This window comes from Flavobacterium sp. NPDC079362, from assembly GCF_050267765.1.
Taxonomy (GTDB): Bacteria; Bacteroidota; Bacteroidia; order Flavobacteriales; family Flavobacteriaceae; genus Flavobacterium; species Flavobacterium azizsancarii.
Genome location: NZ_JBNNFM010000046.1, coordinates 16,269 through 32,402, shown reverse-complemented (window position 1 = coordinate 32,402; position 16,134 = coordinate 16,269). Strand labels below are relative to the sequence as shown.

Below are 16,134 nucleotides of genomic sequence, written 5' to 3'. Positions count from 1 at the left end.
GATGGACACCCTTGCATTCAGCTAACACTTCCCACTGTAAAGGCGTGTTCGGGACTTACACCCTAGAGTTATCGCCCATGCTGGGCACACAACAATAAAGCCAAAGCAAGAATAACATCCGGCTTTGGCTTTATTAAAAAAATAATTATAATTCCTTACTTCACTTCACTTCATAAACATTATTTGCAGCTTTTACATCCGCCATTAATCCGCTTGGATCTATGGTAATCTTTTTGATTGCTGTTTTATTTTTGTCTATTGTAAAACTGTAGTTCGACTGCGCCCACGCCCAATCCTCCAAAACTGTTCTTTTGACATTAGGGTTTGGATTTGGCTTAATGAAATTCATCATTCTTAAAGGAATATAAAAACTCTCTGAAGTTCCATCAGTATATTCAACTGTTAAATCTATTGGCATTGGCATTCTGCCTATTCTTTCTAAACTTACAGTAGTTTTTCCTGCATTATCAGCCACATCTTTGATACCATAATCAATTGTGTTTGTAGTTTCAGTCCAATCAATTAAATACCAGTCCAGCTCAGCTCCTGAAACTCTTTCGGCTGTTCTTTTGATATCGTTTGGTGTTGGATGTTTGAACTTAAAATCATTGAAATATCTTTTTAGGGTAGCATCTACATTCTCTTTTCCAATTACATATTCTAATTGCGATAAAAAGATACTTCCTTTAACATAGGCCGAAATACTGTATGGTCTGTTTTCATCATAACGGTCACCATGAGTTCCTTGCGGCTGCTCTTTTCCGGAATTGACTAATTGATAATAAGCAGCATAATTTCCTTTAAAAGGATTCACTTCTTTTTTATCTCCTTTTAGTTCATTCAAAGCACTGTCTTCAATATACGTTGTAAAACCTTCATCCATCCAAGGGTGTTTTGACTCATTTGAAGCTAAAATATGCTGAAACCACGAGTGTCCTAATTCATGTGTTGCTGTTCCCAGAATTCCCTGAAGCGTTCCGTTTCCTAGCATCAAAGTACACATTGCATATTCCATTCCGCCATCTCCACCTTGAATAAAGGAGTATTGTTTGTATGGATAAGCCCCTACTCTATTATTGTAATAATCCATAACTTTTACCATTAAAGGCTCTAATTGTTTCCAATTTTCAGTTGTCTTTGGATTGTTTTTGTAGAAGAAATGCAAATCGACATCGTTTGGTCCTTTTACAATATCATGTGTATATTCTTTGTCTGCCGCCCAGGTAAAATCATGAACATCCGGTGCAATAAAATGCCACGTCAATGTTTTTGTTTTCTTTGGATACGTAACTGTTACACCTGCATCCTGATACCCGTGTCCTATTTCATTCTTGTCTTGCAAATATCCTGAACCACCTATAGTGTAATCTTTGTCAATTGTGATTTTTACATCAAAATTCCCCCAAACACCGTGAAATTCTCTTCCGATGTAAGGATCTGCATGCCAGCCTTCAAAATCAAATTCGGCTAATTTAGGATACCATTGCGACATTGATAATTCGACTCCTTCTGAGTTGTTACGTCCTGTACGACGAATCTGAACCGGAACCTGACCATCAAAATCTAGGGTAAAAGTAGTTTTTGAATTTGGTAAAATTGGTTTTGCCAAAGTCACTTCCATTATTGTTCCTGAAACTCTGGTTTGAGCCGTTACACCATCTTGTTTTAAATTGGTAATTTTCAAGAACCCAATTTCGTTAGGTTTTAACGTTTCAATTCGGCTTTGTTTTACCTCTTTTCCATCAGCACCTTTTACTTTGGTTACCATTCTTCCGTCAGGATCTTTTATAGTATGCAAACGTGCATCCATTTCGCTCCCCGGTTGAAAAGCATTTAGAAATAAATGATAAAATACCTTTTTTAAAGTATCCGGAGAATTATTGGTATATACCAATTCTTGTTTTCCTTTGTATTGGTAGTTTTTTACATCCATGGAAACTTCCATTTTATAATCAACGTGTTGTTGCCAATATGGAGCGTTTTGTGCAAATGCCGGGCTTAAACCCAGACTCAAAAAGGATAGTAGTAAAATTTTTCGCATCATCGTTTTAATAAAAATGGAAGAGTTGCCACTCTTCCATTGGATTAGTACTGTATGTTATTTTTTATTTCTTTGACATCTTTTCTGCCATTAATAAAGCATTATAAGCATTGACCATTTTGCCTGTTCTTGATGACTCTTTTGAAGAAACCGCTACAGGTTTTTGAGTTGGATCTGGATTTTCTCCTAAAATTACCATAGAAGGAAGTGCCACGCCGGAATCCATCAAAATTTGCTTAACCTGAGCTGCTTTTAGTTTTGGATAATAAGAACGAATCAATGCTGCAACTCCTGCTGCATTTGGAGACGCCATTGACGTTCCTTGCAAATACTTGTATTTATTATTTGGAACCGTTGCATAAATCTCTTCACCCGGTGCAAAAACGTCAACATTTATTTTACCGAAGTTTGAAAACGGCGCTACAACATTTTCTCCGTATTTATTATTGATTGCGCCAATTGTAATCACGTTATTAGCAAATTCTTTGATATTATCTTCAGAATCATTTGGGTAATTAACGTTTTCTTTTTTATCGATATCATATCCGTCATTTCCTGCTGCGTGCACAATTAGAACATCTTTTTTAGCCGCATATTTTATCGCATCATACACCCACTTTTTGTGTGGAGAAAAACTTTTCCCGAAACTTCCGTTAATTACTTTTGCTCCGTTATCAACTGCATAACGAATAGCCAAAGCGATATCTTTATCATACTCATCTCCATCAGGAACTGCTCTCACAGTTAATATTTCGACATTATTCGTAACACCGTCACCTCCTAAATCATTACCACGAATTTGCGCAATAATTCCGGCAACGTGAGTTCCGTGCAGTGCTTTTTCTTTATCCGGTCCAAAAACAACATTATTACCATAATATTTGTCTTTGATATCTTCAGGATTATCTCCTACGATTTTTCTTCCGTCATAATCCTTATTCAAATTATAATTGAATTGATCGTAAACAGATTCTCTGTAATCTTCTAATTCTGCTTCAGGATCAAAAGTTGGTCCTGCATTAGTCAAAATTTGGGTCATAACCATTTTAGCTCTCGCTACTTTTGGATCTACTGACGAAACTTTGCTTAAATCTTCTAAGTTATAAGTTGTTTTATTTAACTCCTTTTTAATAGTGTTATGTACATCTATTAAGAAGTCGACTTGTTCCTTATCTTCTATAACTTTCTTCGTTTTTTCTTCGTATTGCTCCAGAGCCGCTTTGTATTCAGCTGATCCATCATCTCCTTTTTTAACAATACGGGTCATTTCAAGATTTTCGTGAACGGCATCTCCAAGAAAATTCCATCCGTGAACATCATCAATAAAACCGTTTTTATCATCATCGATTCCGTTACCCGGAATTTCTTTAGGATTTCTCCAGATCATACCTTGTAAGTCCGGATGCTCAATATCTACACCAGAATCTACTATACCTACAATTACTTTTACGCCTTTTTTTCCTTGCAATAATTCGGCGTAAGCCCTGTCAACACTCATTCCCGGAATTGAATCTTTGATTAAATCAAGATGGCTCCATCTTTTTAATTCATTTTCGCTAAGCGGTCCTTTTTTAACTACTGATAAAGGAGCAGTAATCATTTCTTTTGAAGTAGCAACCTGTGCTTGCAAAGTAGCACTGCAACCTGCTAGTACAAGTAATGCAAAGGCAGATAAAGTATTTAATTTTATAGAACTCATGTATCTATTTTTAATAAAGTTAAAATATGGGTCTAAATTATGATTTTTTGTTACATAAAACTAACGATTAACACTGTGTTATGATTTTTACCTTGGTATAAAAGGGGGCTAAAATTTTATTCTAAACTTTAAAAACAAAAATTTTATTTAATTTAAAGGTAAATTTCTTACCTGATTGATTACAAGGCAAAATATGTTAAAAAAGGCGTGCTCTTTACGTTTTCACGTAAAGAAATTTCGATTCTAATTTGTACACTTGCACGACGTATAAGATTGCAGGTTGCAAGGACAACAAAGACGGAGAAACAATTGGTCAGATTTGGAAATTCAAAACCAACTAAAATTTTAGGATTATAATTTGTTAAACTAAAAAATCCCATTTTCGACATACTGAAAATGGGATTTTTTTTTATGATTTAAATTTTGTTTTAAAGAATCTCTTCACAAGTAAAAACGTCTTTTAACCGGACACCTTTTTCTGTATGTTCAACCGTTATAATTTGATTGTGCGCATCATGCTCTAAAAATAAATAATAATTATTGTCTGCTGCTTCATTCAAAAATTTTGATTTCTCAGGCATTGTCAACAAAGGTCTTGTATCGTAACCCATAACATATGGTAAAGGAATATGTCCCGCTGTGGCCAACAAATCTGCACAAAAAATGATAGTTTTATCCTGATATTGAATGTGCGGGATCATCTGCTTTTCGGTATGGCCATCGACATAGTAAATTCCAAAATTCATTTCTTCAGAAAAGCCAAAATCAGATTCGGGACGTTTTATAAAATTCAATTGTCCGCTTTCCTGCATCGGTAAAATATTCTCTGATAAAAAAGACGCTTTTTCACGAAGATTTGGTTTTGTTGCCCATTCCCAATGATTTTCATTCGTCCAAAACTTAGCATTTTTAAAAGCCGGTTCATAAAAAGTTTTATCTGAATTCCACTGAACGCTTCCTCCACAATGGTCAAAATGCAAATGCGTCATAAAAACATCGGTAATATCATCTCGCTGAAAACCATATTTTGATAATGATGTATCGATCGAATGTGATCCCCAAAGCGAGTAATAGCCAAAAAACTTTTCAGATTGTTTATCTCCCATTCCCGTATCAATCAAAATCAATCGGTTTCCGTCTTCAATAAGCAAGCAACGCGCAGCAATATCAATTAAATTATTGGCATCTGCAGGATTGGTTTTGTTCCAGATTGTTTTGGGTACAACGCCAAACATTGCGCCGCCATCTAACTTAAAATTTCCGGATTCTATTGGGTAAAGTTTCATGAGAATTAATTTCTAATATTGAAACAAAGCTAGGAAATACAATCTCCTAATACTAGAAATTCTCTAATAATGTTTCTGAAATTGCCCACAGATTAAACTGATTTTACGGATTTACGCAGATTTTTTTTGGCTTAAACGCATGTTCAAAGCTTTGGTAAAAGAAAAACTCAGCGTAAATCCGTAAAATCCGCAGGCTAAATTTTCGTTATATTATTCCAGCGTAATCGCAGTACTTCCCATTATTTCTTGTTTGTCGAAGAAATTGACAAAATAAGTTCCTTTTTGAAATGCATTTTCATCAGCATTTAAAACCCCATAAACATTCGTTGCTTTTCCCTGAAAGTCAACAGCAACTATAAAACTATAGACCAAAGCTTTATTGTTTCCAAATTCGATCAGTTTGTTCTCGCCTAAAACTTTATTTTTCTGATCTAAAACCTGAATATAAAAAACTCTTTTTCCTGTCTTGGCAACAGTATTTCCGTTTATAGAAAAGCTCATTTTAAGCTTTTTAGTATTTTTCGCCTTTTCCGTTTCTAACTCTTGTCCGGATTTTTTCTCCCGAAGTGCTATTACGTTAAAATTGCCAGGAACTAGCTTTGAGGCATCTTTTAAAGTCGATTCCAGTTTTTTTTGTTTAGAAACCAAGGTATCATTTTCAGTCTTTTGTTTGTACATCACAACATTCTGACTTTCAATTTCGCTAAGCAAATTTTTATTTTGAGATTTTAATTTTTTAACTTCAACAACCTTAGTTTCCAATGCGATTTTCATATCAGAAAGTTGTTTTCTATACACCTTAATTTGTGCAACAGAAGGATTTTTTGAAGCCTTGATGATTTCCATCAGGTTTTCAATATTTTTCTTTTCAAGTTCTAACTGTTGGGATAATGAAGTTTTCTCAAGAATTGCAGCGTCATAAGCCACTTTTAAAGTGACTAGGGAATCTAAAATATTTTTCTGAGAAAGTGATTCATCATTTGAATCATTAAATTTCTGATCTATTGTTACCTCCTTAGTTTTTTCCTCAATTTCATTTGACTCTCTACTAAAAATAAAGAATGTAGCACCTAATCCAAAAACAAATAACACTGCTAAAAGTGCTTTTACCCACTTATTTTTGTATTGTTTTTTCATAATTACTGACAATTTTCTGCAAAAGTAGTGATAAAAAATTGCTTGCAACCCGTATAAATACGCTTTTTTAGCCCTAAAAAACAAGACTTGATAAGCAAATCCTACAAAACTAGTAGGTTTTTAAATTTTGATGTAAAAACACTAATAAACAAATAAACCACAAAAACAATGATAATTGATTTATCAATATAACTATTATCTATTTTAACATTTGTTATAATAATGTGAAGCGTTATGGAAAAAGGTTTTTAAGTCGTATCTTTGCAGATAATTTCATTTGAACATTGAAAGACAGTACTTTAAAATGTAATAATTTAATTACTATTTTAAATGTGATTTCAAATGAAAGCAAAAACAAATACCATAAACAATGATAAAAGTTTCTGATACAGCCAAAAAGAAAATCATCGACTTGATGAAAGATGATGGTTTTGATGCTGCACATGACTACGTAAGAGTAGGCGTGAAAAGTGGCGGATGCTCTGGTTTGTCATATGATTTAAAATTTGACAAAGCCAAAGGCGACGACGATAAAATATTTGTAGACAACGACATAACAATTGCAGTTGAAAAAAAATCATTTCTATATTTAGCCGGAACAATACTTGAATTTTCTGGCGGATTAAACGGAAAAGGTTTTGTATTCAACAATCCAAATGCAAGCAGAACTTGTGGTTGCGGAGAATCATTCTCGTTATAAATTAAAGTCTAAAGCAAAAATTTAAACGCTTAAAATTTTAAGCGTTTTAAAAAACTAAAAAATGTCAAAATATACTGAAGACGATTTAAAAATCGAACTCGAAACTAAAGAATACGAATACGGATTTTATACTGATATTGAATCGGAGACGTTTCCTATTGGCTTAAACGAAGATATTGTAAGAGCTATTTCTCTTAAAAAAGAAGAACCACAATGGATGACTGACTGGCGAATCGAGGCTTTTCGTGCCTGGAAAGAAATGATCGAACCAGAATGGGCAAATGTTCATTATGTAAAACCTGACTTTCAGGCAATATCTTACTATTCAGCTCCAAAACAAGTAGATCCAAACAAAACTTTGGATGATGTGGATCCGGAACTTCTTGAAATGTACAAAAAGTTAGGTATCTCTGTCGATGAACAAAAAATGATGAACAATGTCGCTATGGATATTGTTGTCGATTCTGTTTCTGTGGCTACTACTTTCAAAAAAACATTAGGAGAAAAAGGAATTATTTTCTGTCCAATTTCAGAAGCTATAAAAGAGCATCCTGAATTAGTTCGTAAATATTTAGGAAGCGTTGTACCTCAAAAAGACAACTTCTATGCAGCATTAAACTCAGCGGTTTTCTCTGACGGAAGTTTCTGTTATATTCCAAAAGGCGTTCGTTGCCCAATGGAACTTTCAACTTATTTCAGAATCAATCAGGCAGGAACAGGACAATTCGAAAGAACTCTTGTTATTGCTGATGCAGGAAGTTATGTTTCATACCTTGAAGGTTGTACAGCTCCAAGTCGTGACGAAAATCAATTGCACGCCGCTGTTGTTGAATTGATCGCTTTGGATGATGCCGAAATTAAATATTCTACTGTTCAAAACTGGTTTCCAGGAAACAAAGAAGGAAAAGGTGGGGTTTATAATTTCGTAACCAAAAGAGGTTTATGCGAGACAAACGCTAAAATTTCATGGACACAAGTAGAAACTGGTTCTGCTGTAACCTGGAAATATCCTTCATGTATCTTAAAAGGAGACAACTCGGTAGGAGAATTTTATTCAATCGCCGTTACCAATAATTACCAACAAGCAGATACGGGAACTAAAATGATCCATTTAGGTAAAAATACTAAATCGACTATTATTTCTAAAGGTATCTCTGCCGGTAAATCTCAAAACAGTTACCGTGGATTAGTGCAAATTAGCCCCAGAGCTGATAATGCAAGAAACTTTTCGCAATGTGATTCTCTTTTAATGGGAAACAATTGCGGAGCGCATACTTTCCCTTATATCGAAAGTAAAAATCCATCGGCTAAAATAGAACACGAAGCAACTACAAGTAAAATTGGAGAAGATCAGGTTTTTTATTGTAACCAAAGAGGTATCCCAACTGAAAAAGCGATTGCCTTAATTGTAAACGGTTTCAGTAAAGATGTATTGAACAAATTACCAATGGAATTTGCTGTTGAAGCTCAAAAATTATTAGAGATTTCTTTAGAAGGATCTGTAGGTTAATTGCACAATGGAAGGTAAGAAAGTAATCATTTTAGGTTCATCCAGAAAAAACGGAAATACAACAAAAATTGTAGACGAGATTTCTAAAGAACACGGAATAGACATAATTGATTTGAGTGATTATAACATTTCTTATTATGATTACGAAAGCAAAAACAGAGAAGACGATTTTTTCCCTTTAATAAAAGGAATCATCGAAAAGTACGACACTTTAATTTTTGCGACGCCAATATATTGGTACAATATGAGCGGTATTATGAAGGTTTTCTTTGATCGCTTTTCGGATTTAATCCGAATTGAAAAAGAAACCGGACGAAAACTTAGAGGAAAAAAAATTGGTGTGATCTCAAATTCACACGATAATGAAATCGAAGATAGTTTTTACATTCCGTTCAAAAAATCAGCCGATTATTTACGCATGGAATATTTAGGACACGCGCATTTTAATGCCAACATTCTAAATCAGACAACAAAAATAGAATTGACATTTATATAAAATAAAAGAAAACAATGTTATCAATAAAAAACCTTCACGCCTCAATTGGTGATAAAGAAATCCTTAAAGGAATTAATATAGAAGTTAAAGCTGGCGAAGTACACGCTATCATGGGACCAAACGGTTCTGGAAAAAGTACACTTTCGGCTGTAATTGCCGGAAACGAAAATTACGAAGTTACTGATGGAGCTGTTTTCCTTGACGGAGAAGATCTTGCTGATTTAGCTCCGGAAGAAAGAGCACACAAAGGAGTTTTCCTTTCGTTTCAATATCCTGTAGAAATTCCTGGAGTTAGCGTTACTAACTTCATGAAAACTGCCATCAACGAAACTCGTAAAGCAAACGGTCAAGCCGAAATGCCAGCGAATGAAATGCTAAAAGTAATTCGTGAGAAATCTGAATTATTAGAAATCGACCGTAAATTTTTATCACGTTCTTTAAACGAAGGTTTTTCTGGTGGTGAGAAAAAAAGAAACGAGATATTCCAAATGGCAATGTTAGAACCAAAATTAGCGATCCTTGACGAAACCGATTCTGGTCTTGACATCGATGCTTTAAGAATCGTTGCTAACGGAGTCAACAAATTAAAAAGCGAGAAAAACGCAATTATCGTGATCACGCACTACCAACGTTTGTTAGATTATATCGTTCCGGATTTCGTTCACGTTCTGTACAACGGAAGAATCGTAAAATCAGGCGGAAAAGAACTGGCTTACGAACTGGAAGAAAAAGGATACGATTGGATTAAAGCAGAAAACTAAATTTTTGTTTCATGTTTCATGTTTTTTTAGTTTTAAGTTAAATTACATTTTGTAAGTTTAAACTTAAAATAAAGCAACAGAAATTATGGCAACAATTAATAGATTTGAGGATTTAGAAATTTGGAAAGAAGCTCGACGATTAGCAAAAGAAGTTCATCTTATTGCAATTGAAACAGAATTAAAATCGGATTTTAGATTTAAAAATCAAATTAAATCTTCTTCAGGTTCAGTGATGGATAATATTGCTGAAGGTTTTGAAAGGGACGGAAATTTAGAATTTCGACAATTTCTATCTATTGCAAAAGGTTCAGCTGGAGAAACAAGATCTCAGCTTTATAGAATTTTTGATTTTGAATATATTTCAGAGCAAAAGTTCGAAGCTTTAAAAAAAGATTATGAAAATTTAAGTGGCAAAATAAAAAACTTTATCACTTATCTCAATAAAAAAGATTTCAAAGGAAATAAGTTTCAGTAGTCAAAAACCTGAAACATTAAACCTGAAACAAAAAAACGGATCACAAAGGTAACAAGTCCCAACAGTCAACCTGAAACTTGAAACCTGAAACACCGAAGGAAACAAAAGAACAATGGATTTAAAAGAAAAATTAGTATCGTCTTTTATGGCTTTTGAAGAGCGTATCGATGTACATTCAGATTTACATGATATTCGCACCAAAGCACTAAAAAACTTTGAAAATAAAGGTTTCCCAACCAAAAAAGAAGAAGCTTGGAAATATACATCGCTAAACGCCATCTTAAAAAATGACTTTACGGTTTTTCCAAAAGAAGAAAATGCAATCGAATTTAATCAGGTAAAAAAATATTTTTTACATGAAATCGACACTTATAAATTAGTGTTTATCGATGGTGTTTTTAGCTCACATTTGTCTTCTACAACACATGACGGAATCGACGTTTGTTTGATGTCATCGGCATTGACCAAACCAAAATATAAAATGGTTATTGACAAATACTTCAATCAAATTGCCAGCAAAGACGAAAGTTTGACTTCGTTGAATACTGCTTTTGCAAGTGAAGGAGCTTTTATCAATATTCCTCAAAAGAAAGTCGCTGATAAGCCAATTGAAATCATGTATTTCTCTACAGGTAATGAAGCTGCGTTATTGGTTCAGCCTAGAAATTTGATTATTGTTGGAGAGAATTCTCATGTTCAGATTATCGAGCGTCACCAGAGTTTGAATGAAAATCCGGTTTTAACCAATTCGGTTACTGAGATTTTTGCTCAAAAACGTGCTATTGTAGATCATTATAAAATTCAAAACGATAATATCGAGGCGAATTTAATCGACAATACTTACGTTTCGCAACAACAGGAAAGTCATGTTTATGTACATACTTTTTCGTTTGGGGGAAATCTGACCCGTAACAATTTGAACTTTTATCATTTTGGTGAAAGATTGACAAGTACACTAAACGGAATCACTATTATTGGCGAAAAACAACACGTAGATCATTATACTTTGGTCAACCACGCAACGCCAAATTGCGAAAGTTTCCAGGATTATAAAGGAATTTTCTCTGATCGCTCAACAGGTGTTTTCAACGGAAAAGTATTGGTAGAAAAAGAAGCTCAAAAAACAAATGCTTTCCAAAAAAGCAATAATATTTTATTGAGCGATAAAGCAACTATCAATGCAAAACCACAATTAGAAATTTTTGCTGATGATGTAAAATGTTCTCACGGTTGTACTGTTGGACAACTTGACGAAACTGCAATGTTCTACATGCAATCACGTGGAATCCCGAAAAAAGAAGCTAAAGCTTTGTTGATGTACGCATTCTCAAATGCTGTTATCGAAAGCATTAAAATACCTGAACTGAAACAAAGAATTACTAAAATCATCGCTACGAAATTGGGCGTGAATTTAGGATTTGATTTGTAGAAAGCTTAACCGCAAGGTTCGCTAAGATTTACGCAAAGTTCGCAAGGTTTAATTATTAGACTTTGCGAACTTTGCGCTTTTTACCTTGTGCTCTTTGCGATTCAATTTTCTTTTCTTACGTAGGCCCATGAATCTAGATTATCAAGCTTAGCAATTATTTCATCTGAAAAAAAACATTTTTCTTCTACTTCAGAAAAACTAATATCTGATAAAATTTCTGCTGTCACATCACTAATATTTTCAAAATCGTCACTATTAGGTTCTCTGTCCAGATAATAAATAACAGTTAGTTTTCGCAATCCTTCAAATCCAACCGCAATAGCTCTGATTTCAGGATATATCATTCCTAATAGCGCTCTTTGAATTGACAACAATACGTTTCTTCTTATTTCAATATATTCCATTAAAATTATTTTTTCACACTATCAATTATCCCCTTCAAAAAGCCATTAAAATCAAATCCCTGATCCTCTTCTTTCAATCCCATTCTTACAATTACCATATCCAGAGACGGAATAATCGCTACCATTTGCCCTTGATATCCACTGCAATAAAACATATCGCGAGGAACATCGGGAAATTTTCCTCCGGCATTTAACCAAAATTGCGCTCCATAAGCTCCTTTAGAAGTATTAGTGGGTGTTGCAGAATATTTTACCCAGCTTTCGTCCAGAATTTGCTCTCCATTCCAGTTTCCTTTGTGTAAATATAACAATCCAAATTTAGACCAATCTCTAGCAGTTGCCCAGGCATAAGATGAACCTACAAAAGTTCCTGCCATATCCTGCTCTACAATCATTGAATTCATTCCTATTTTGTCGATTACGGCGCTGTACCAAAAATCAAGATATTCTTGTTGCGTTTTAAAATGGCTTTTTAAAATTCCGGATAATAAATTGGTCGTTCCTGAGGAATAATTCCAATGAGTGTTGGGTTTAAACTGAGCTGGTTTTTCGCGTTGCACTTTTGCCATATCCCCGGACTGAAAAAGCATTATTGTAGCATCGCAAATTTTACTATAATTCTCTTCCCATTCTAGGCCGGAATTCATGTGAAGCAAATCGTTTATAGTAATAATTTTTCGTTCATCATTTTGCCACTCCGCAATTGGAGCGGGTTTATATATATCAATTTTGCCTTGCTTTGACAAAACTCCAAAAGCAGAATTGGTAATACTTTTTGTCATCGACCACCCTAAAATCTTACTGTCTTTATTAAAACCTGTATCATATTTTTCGGCTATCAATTTATCTTTATACAAAACCACAACGGCTCGTGTACGTTTTGCTTTTAGACCGTTTTTATCAAACGAATCATCAACTGCTTTCTTTAATTTCGAATAATCGATATTAGAAAATAAGGTGTCTTTTGACGCGTTATTCCCATAAGGAAAATAAAGATTGTTAACTAATTTAGTTCGTTTAGGTAGTAAATACGGTTTCGAAACATCATAATCATCATCAATTAAAGTTGCTCCTAAACCTTCCCGATAAATGGCTTTTCTTTCTTTTAAACCGTAAACTGAAGAGGTTGCAAATTTCCCGGCTTCATCAATTGTATTTGTTGCTAATTCCATTAACGGAATATCATTATCACTTTTCTCAATTAATTCTTTCGATCGGTGATCTAAAAAATGTCCTGAGGCGATACTTTTGGCCGAAAAGCCGGAGATCAATTCAAGCTTTGGATAAGTGGTAAATCCAAAATAAAAAACTACAATAAGTAAAACAAGCGCAAGTAATTTGAGGATTTTCTTCATGGTATTTGACAGTTATTTTTACTGCAATATAAATAATTTACAATCATGATATTAATATCGAAATCACATTTTGAATTTCAAATCATTTACAAATCTTAAATTAATGTTATAGAATCAATAATCAGCCCTTGAATTGATAGTACCATAAAAGGAAATTATAGTTTTGATGGAGAAACCAATTTAGATTTAGTACTTTTGTAGATAGAATTTTTCTAAATAAGACATGTTAGACATCCAAAAAATAAGAGCTGAATTTCCGATACTTTCGGAAAAAGTAAACGGAAAACCATTGGTATATTTCGATAACGGAGCAACCTCACAAAAACCACAAATTGTGATTGATGCTGAGGCGAAATACTATCAGGAAATAAATGCCAACATTCACCGTGGTGTGCATACACTAAGTCAGTTGGCAACTGATGCATACGAAATATCAAGGGTAAAAATCCAACATCATATCAATGCAAAGTTCTCTCACGAAGTACTTTTTACTTCAGGAACTACGCATGGAATCAATTTAGTAACGAATGGTTTTGCTTCAATTCTAAAACCAGGCGACGAAGTTGTAGTTTCCTCTTTAGAACACCATAGTAATATTGTGCCATGGCAAATGTTATGCGAGAAAACGGGAGCAGTTTTAAAAGTGATTCCGATGAACGAAGATGGAGAATTGATTATGGACGCTTTTGAGGCGCTACTTTCAGAAAAAACCAAAGTCATAACGGTAAATCATATTTCTAATGCATTAGGAATCATTAATCCTATCAAATTTATAATCGAAAAAGCACACGCTGTTGGCGCTGCTGTTTTAATTGATGGTGCACAGGCTGTTCCTCATCTAAAACCGGATGTTCAGGATTTAGATTGTGATTTTTATGCTTTTTCCGGACATAAAATGTGTGGTCCTACCGGAACCGGAATTTTATACGGAAAAGAAGAATGGCTTAACAAATTACCTCCTTATCAGGGTGGTGGAGAAATGATCAAGGAAGTTACTTTCGAGAAAACAACTTATGCTGATCTTCCTCATAAATTTGAAGCCGGAACTCCAAATATTGCTGGTGGAATTGTTTTAGGAACTGCTGTTGATTATTTAAACAACATTGGTTTTCATAACATACAAAAACAAGAAGAAAAGTTATTAGAACACGCTACAAAACGCTTGTTAGAGATAGAAGGCCTGAAAATTTATGGAACCGGAAAAAATAAAGCTTCTGTAGTTTCGTTTAATATAGACGGAATTCATCCTTATGATATTGGCTCTATTATCGATAAACTAGGAATTGCAGTTCGAACCGGACATCATTGTGCACAACCTATTATGAACTTTTTCTGTATTCCGGGAACGATTCGTGCTTCGTTTTCTTTTTACAATACTATAGAAGAAATTGATGTAATGGTCGAAGCGGTTAAGAAGGCGAAAACGATGTTAAGCTAAAAAACTTTTTTATGAGAACATTATCATTATTACTCTTAACGATTTTCATTGGAACGAGTTGTGTAAGTCAAAAAGCGAATGATATGACAACAACACAAATCGAATATTCTGCGGTTTCCAGAGGAATTTACAAAGTAATACTTGTTCAAAACAAAACAGTTTCAGTTACCAATGGCAGAAATACTCAGCCGACAGAAAGTAAAATAAGCGACGCGAAATGGAAACAGATCGTAGCTGAGTTTTCAAAAATTAATTTAGAAAATGTTCCAAATTTAAAAGGACCAACTGAAAAACGATTTCATGATGGTGCTGCAATTGGGAATTTAAAGATAATTCACAACCAGAAAACATATGAAACTGCGGGTTTCGACAATGGCTATCCTCCTAAGGAAATAGAAAAATTGGTAAATTTGCTGGTTGATTTTACGAAAGAATAATTATGACAATAAAAGAAATACAAAACGAAATAATTGAAGAATTTTCAATGTTTGATGATTGGATGCAACGTTATGAGTACATCATCGAATTAGGAAAAAGTCTTCCGTTAATCAAAGAAGAATATAAAACGGACGAAAATTTAATCAAAGGCTGTCAATCGAAAGTTTGGCTGCAAGGCGAGCAAAAAGACGATAAAATTGTATTTACCGCGGATAGCGATGCAATTCTAACCAAAGGAATTATCGCCATTTTAATTCGTGCTTTCTCTAATCAAAAAGCGGAAGACATTATAAATGCGGATACTCAGTTTATTGACGAAATTGGATTAAAAGAACATTTATCTGCCACTCGTGCAAACGGACTGGTTTCGATGATTAAAAACATCAAAATGTACGCCTTGGCTTTTGATTCAAAAAATAAAAATTAAAATTTTAAACATAATGTTTTTTAATTTGAACCATTAAGACATTAAATTTCATAAAGAAGTAAAACTTAATTTTTCTTATCTCAAATAGTCAAAGCATTAATTTTCACAAAGAAGTAAAACTTAATTTTCTTAATATCTTAATGGTAAGAAAAAGAATGCTATTTAAATGAACTTACATCACTTATCTGGTGAAAAAAAACAAAAACAAAAAAATGGAACAAGAAATAGACACAAACGAATTAGGAGAATCAATTGTAAAAGTTTTAAAAAGCATTTACGATCCGGAGATTCCTGTTGATATTTACGAATTAGGATTGATTTACGACGTAATGGTAAACACAGATTACGAAGTAAAAATCCTGATGACATTAACATCTCCAAACTGTCCGGTTGCGGAAAGTTTGCCAAGAGAAGTAGAAGAAAAAGTAAAAACAATCGAAAATATAAAAGAGGTTGATGTTGAAATTACTTTCGATCCGCCCTGGAGTAAAGATTTAATGAGCGAAGAAGCAAAATTAGAATTAGGAATGCTTTAATA

At 33.8% G+C, this 16,134-nt stretch carries 16 protein-coding genes; 10 read left to right on the top strand and 6 right to left on the bottom strand.

From position 1 onward, the window contains the following. Window positions 1-160: 160 nt before the first annotated feature. The 4 genes from ACQKCJ_RS22795 to ACQKCJ_RS22780 all read right to left on the bottom strand — a co-directional run bounded on the left by ACQKCJ_RS22795 (window position 161) and on the right by ACQKCJ_RS22780 (window position 6,163). Entirely contained in the window at window positions 161-2,041 is a 1,881-nt protein-coding gene (locus tag ACQKCJ_RS22795) for a M1 family metallopeptidase (protein WP_271337741.1), read from the bottom strand. 64 nt (window positions 2,042-2,105) lie between these two features. After that, window positions 2,106-3,740, bottom strand: a complete 1,635-nt coding sequence (locus ACQKCJ_RS22790; protein ID WP_271337687.1) for a S8 family peptidase — start codon at window positions 3,738-3,740, stop codon at window positions 2,106-2,108. Between the two features lie 428 nt (window positions 3,741-4,168). Next, a complete protein-coding gene (locus tag ACQKCJ_RS22785) occupies window positions 4,169-5,026 on the bottom strand; it encodes an MBL fold metallo-hydrolase (RefSeq protein ID WP_271337688.1) in 858 nt (285 codons plus the stop codon). A 210-nt stretch (window positions 5,027-5,236) separates the two neighbouring features. Beyond that, window positions 5,237-6,163, bottom strand: coding sequence for a hypothetical protein (locus tag ACQKCJ_RS22780; RefSeq protein ID WP_271337689.1), 927 nt, complete (start codon window positions 6,161-6,163; stop codon window positions 5,237-5,239). A 370-nt stretch (window positions 6,164-6,533) separates the two neighbouring features. Here ACQKCJ_RS22780 and ACQKCJ_RS22775 point away from each other — a divergent pair, with 370 nt between their 5' ends. The 6 genes from ACQKCJ_RS22775 (at window position 6,534) to sufD (ending at window position 11,534) form a co-directional block, all read left to right on the top strand. Then, entirely contained in the window at window positions 6,534-6,863 is a 330-nt protein-coding gene (locus ACQKCJ_RS22775) for a HesB/IscA family protein (protein WP_065451634.1), read from the top strand. A gap of 61 nt (window positions 6,864-6,924) precedes the next feature. Then, on the top strand, window positions 6,925-8,373 hold the full coding sequence (gene sufB, locus ACQKCJ_RS22770; RefSeq protein ID WP_271337690.1) for a Fe-S cluster assembly protein SufB: 1,449 nt from the start codon (window positions 6,925-6,927) through the stop codon (window positions 8,371-8,373). A gap of 7 nt (window positions 8,374-8,380) precedes the next feature. Beyond that, complete coding sequence (locus tag ACQKCJ_RS22765; RefSeq protein ID WP_427402999.1) at window positions 8,381-8,869, top strand: flavodoxin family protein; 489 nt, start codon at window positions 8,381-8,383, stop codon at window positions 8,867-8,869. 14 nt (window positions 8,870-8,883) lie between these two features. Beyond that, window positions 8,884-9,630 (top strand): Fe-S cluster assembly ATPase SufC, encoded by a 747-nt coding sequence (gene sufC / locus ACQKCJ_RS22760; RefSeq protein WP_132032515.1) that lies wholly within the window; start codon window positions 8,884-8,886, stop codon window positions 9,628-9,630. Between the two features lie 85 nt (window positions 9,631-9,715). Beyond that, on the top strand, window positions 9,716-10,105 hold the full coding sequence (locus tag ACQKCJ_RS22755) for a four helix bundle protein (RefSeq protein ID WP_427402998.1): 390 nt from the start codon (window positions 9,716-9,718) through the stop codon (window positions 10,103-10,105). Between the two features lie 112 nt (window positions 10,106-10,217). Then, complete coding sequence (sufD, locus tag ACQKCJ_RS22750; RefSeq protein WP_271337692.1) at window positions 10,218-11,534, top strand: Fe-S cluster assembly protein SufD; 1,317 nt, start codon at window positions 10,218-10,220, stop codon at window positions 11,532-11,534. Window positions 11,535-11,635: 101 nt separating this feature from the next. Here the strand turns inward: sufD and ACQKCJ_RS22745 are convergent, their stop codons facing one another. Both ACQKCJ_RS22745 and ACQKCJ_RS22740 read right to left on the bottom strand, forming a co-directional pair. Continuing rightward, complete coding sequence (locus ACQKCJ_RS22745) at window positions 11,636-11,938, bottom strand: hypothetical protein (RefSeq protein WP_427402997.1); 303 nt, start codon at window positions 11,936-11,938, stop codon at window positions 11,636-11,638. 5 nt (window positions 11,939-11,943) lie between these two features. Then, window positions 11,944-13,293, bottom strand: coding sequence for a serine hydrolase domain-containing protein (locus ACQKCJ_RS22740; protein WP_427402996.1), 1,350 nt, complete (start codon window positions 13,291-13,293; stop codon window positions 11,944-11,946). A gap of 223 nt (window positions 13,294-13,516) precedes the next feature. On the opposite strand from ACQKCJ_RS22740, the gene ACQKCJ_RS22735 reads away from it, so the two are divergent. From ACQKCJ_RS22735 to ACQKCJ_RS22720, 4 genes are all read left to right on the top strand, one after another. Further along, window positions 13,517-14,731 carry an aminotransferase class V-fold PLP-dependent enzyme gene (locus ACQKCJ_RS22735; protein WP_427402995.1) on the top strand — a complete coding sequence of 405 codons (1,215 nt, stop codon included), beginning with the start codon at window positions 13,517-13,519 and terminating at the stop codon, window positions 14,729-14,731. Between the two features lie 11 nt (window positions 14,732-14,742). After that, window positions 14,743-15,168 (top strand): hypothetical protein, encoded by a 426-nt coding sequence (locus ACQKCJ_RS22730; protein ID WP_427402994.1) that lies wholly within the window; start codon window positions 14,743-14,745, stop codon window positions 15,166-15,168. A 2-nt stretch (window positions 15,169-15,170) separates the two neighbouring features. Beyond that, on the top strand, window positions 15,171-15,596 hold the full coding sequence (locus ACQKCJ_RS22725) for a SufE family protein (protein WP_271337696.1): 426 nt from the start codon (window positions 15,171-15,173) through the stop codon (window positions 15,594-15,596). A gap of 212 nt (window positions 15,597-15,808) precedes the next feature. Then, window positions 15,809-16,132, top strand: a complete 324-nt coding sequence (locus ACQKCJ_RS22720; protein ID WP_035688342.1) for an SUF system Fe-S cluster assembly protein — start codon at window positions 15,809-15,811, stop codon at window positions 16,130-16,132. Window positions 16,133-16,134: the final 2 nt, after the last annotated feature.

Bases quoted from the DNA above. Each gene is read 5' to 3' on its own strand.
- ACQKCJ_RS22795 (WP_271337741.1), bottom strand. From the start codon at position 2,041: ATGCGAAAAATTTTACTACTATCCTTTTTGAGTCTGGGTTTAAGCCCG.
- ACQKCJ_RS22790 (WP_271337687.1), bottom strand. From the start codon at position 3,740: ATGAGTTCTATAAAATTAAATACTTTATCTGCCTTTGCATTACTTGTA.
- ACQKCJ_RS22785 (WP_271337688.1), bottom strand. From the start codon at position 5,026: ATGAAACTTTACCCAATAGAATCCGGAAATTTTAAGTTAGATGGCGGC.
- ACQKCJ_RS22780 (WP_271337689.1), bottom strand. From the start codon at position 6,163: ATGAAAAAACAATACAAAAATAAGTGGGTAAAAGCACTTTTAGCAGTG.
- ACQKCJ_RS22775 (WP_065451634.1), top strand. From the start codon at position 6,534: ATGATAAAAGTTTCTGATACAGCCAAAAAGAAAATCATCGACTTGATG.
- sufB (WP_271337690.1), top strand. From the start codon at position 6,925: ATGTCAAAATATACTGAAGACGATTTAAAAATCGAACTCGAAACTAAA.
- ACQKCJ_RS22765 (WP_427402999.1), top strand. From the start codon at position 8,381: ATGGAAGGTAAGAAAGTAATCATTTTAGGTTCATCCAGAAAAAACGGA.
- sufC (WP_132032515.1), top strand. From the start codon at position 8,884: ATGTTATCAATAAAAAACCTTCACGCCTCAATTGGTGATAAAGAAATC.
- ACQKCJ_RS22755 (WP_427402998.1), top strand. From the start codon at position 9,716: ATGGCAACAATTAATAGATTTGAGGATTTAGAAATTTGGAAAGAAGCT.
- sufD (WP_271337692.1), top strand. From the start codon at position 10,218: ATGGATTTAAAAGAAAAATTAGTATCGTCTTTTATGGCTTTTGAAGAG.
- ACQKCJ_RS22745 (WP_427402997.1), bottom strand. From the start codon at position 11,938: ATGGAATATATTGAAATAAGAAGAAACGTATTGTTGTCAATTCAAAGA.
- ACQKCJ_RS22740 (WP_427402996.1), bottom strand. From the start codon at position 13,293: ATGAAGAAAATCCTCAAATTACTTGCGCTTGTTTTACTTATTGTAGTT.
- ACQKCJ_RS22735 (WP_427402995.1), top strand. From the start codon at position 13,517: ATGTTAGACATCCAAAAAATAAGAGCTGAATTTCCGATACTTTCGGAA.
- ACQKCJ_RS22730 (WP_427402994.1), top strand. From the start codon at position 14,743: ATGAGAACATTATCATTATTACTCTTAACGATTTTCATTGGAACGAGT.
- ACQKCJ_RS22725 (WP_271337696.1), top strand. From the start codon at position 15,171: ATGACAATAAAAGAAATACAAAACGAAATAATTGAAGAATTTTCAATG.
- ACQKCJ_RS22720 (WP_035688342.1), top strand. From the start codon at position 15,809: ATGGAACAAGAAATAGACACAAACGAATTAGGAGAATCAATTGTAAAA.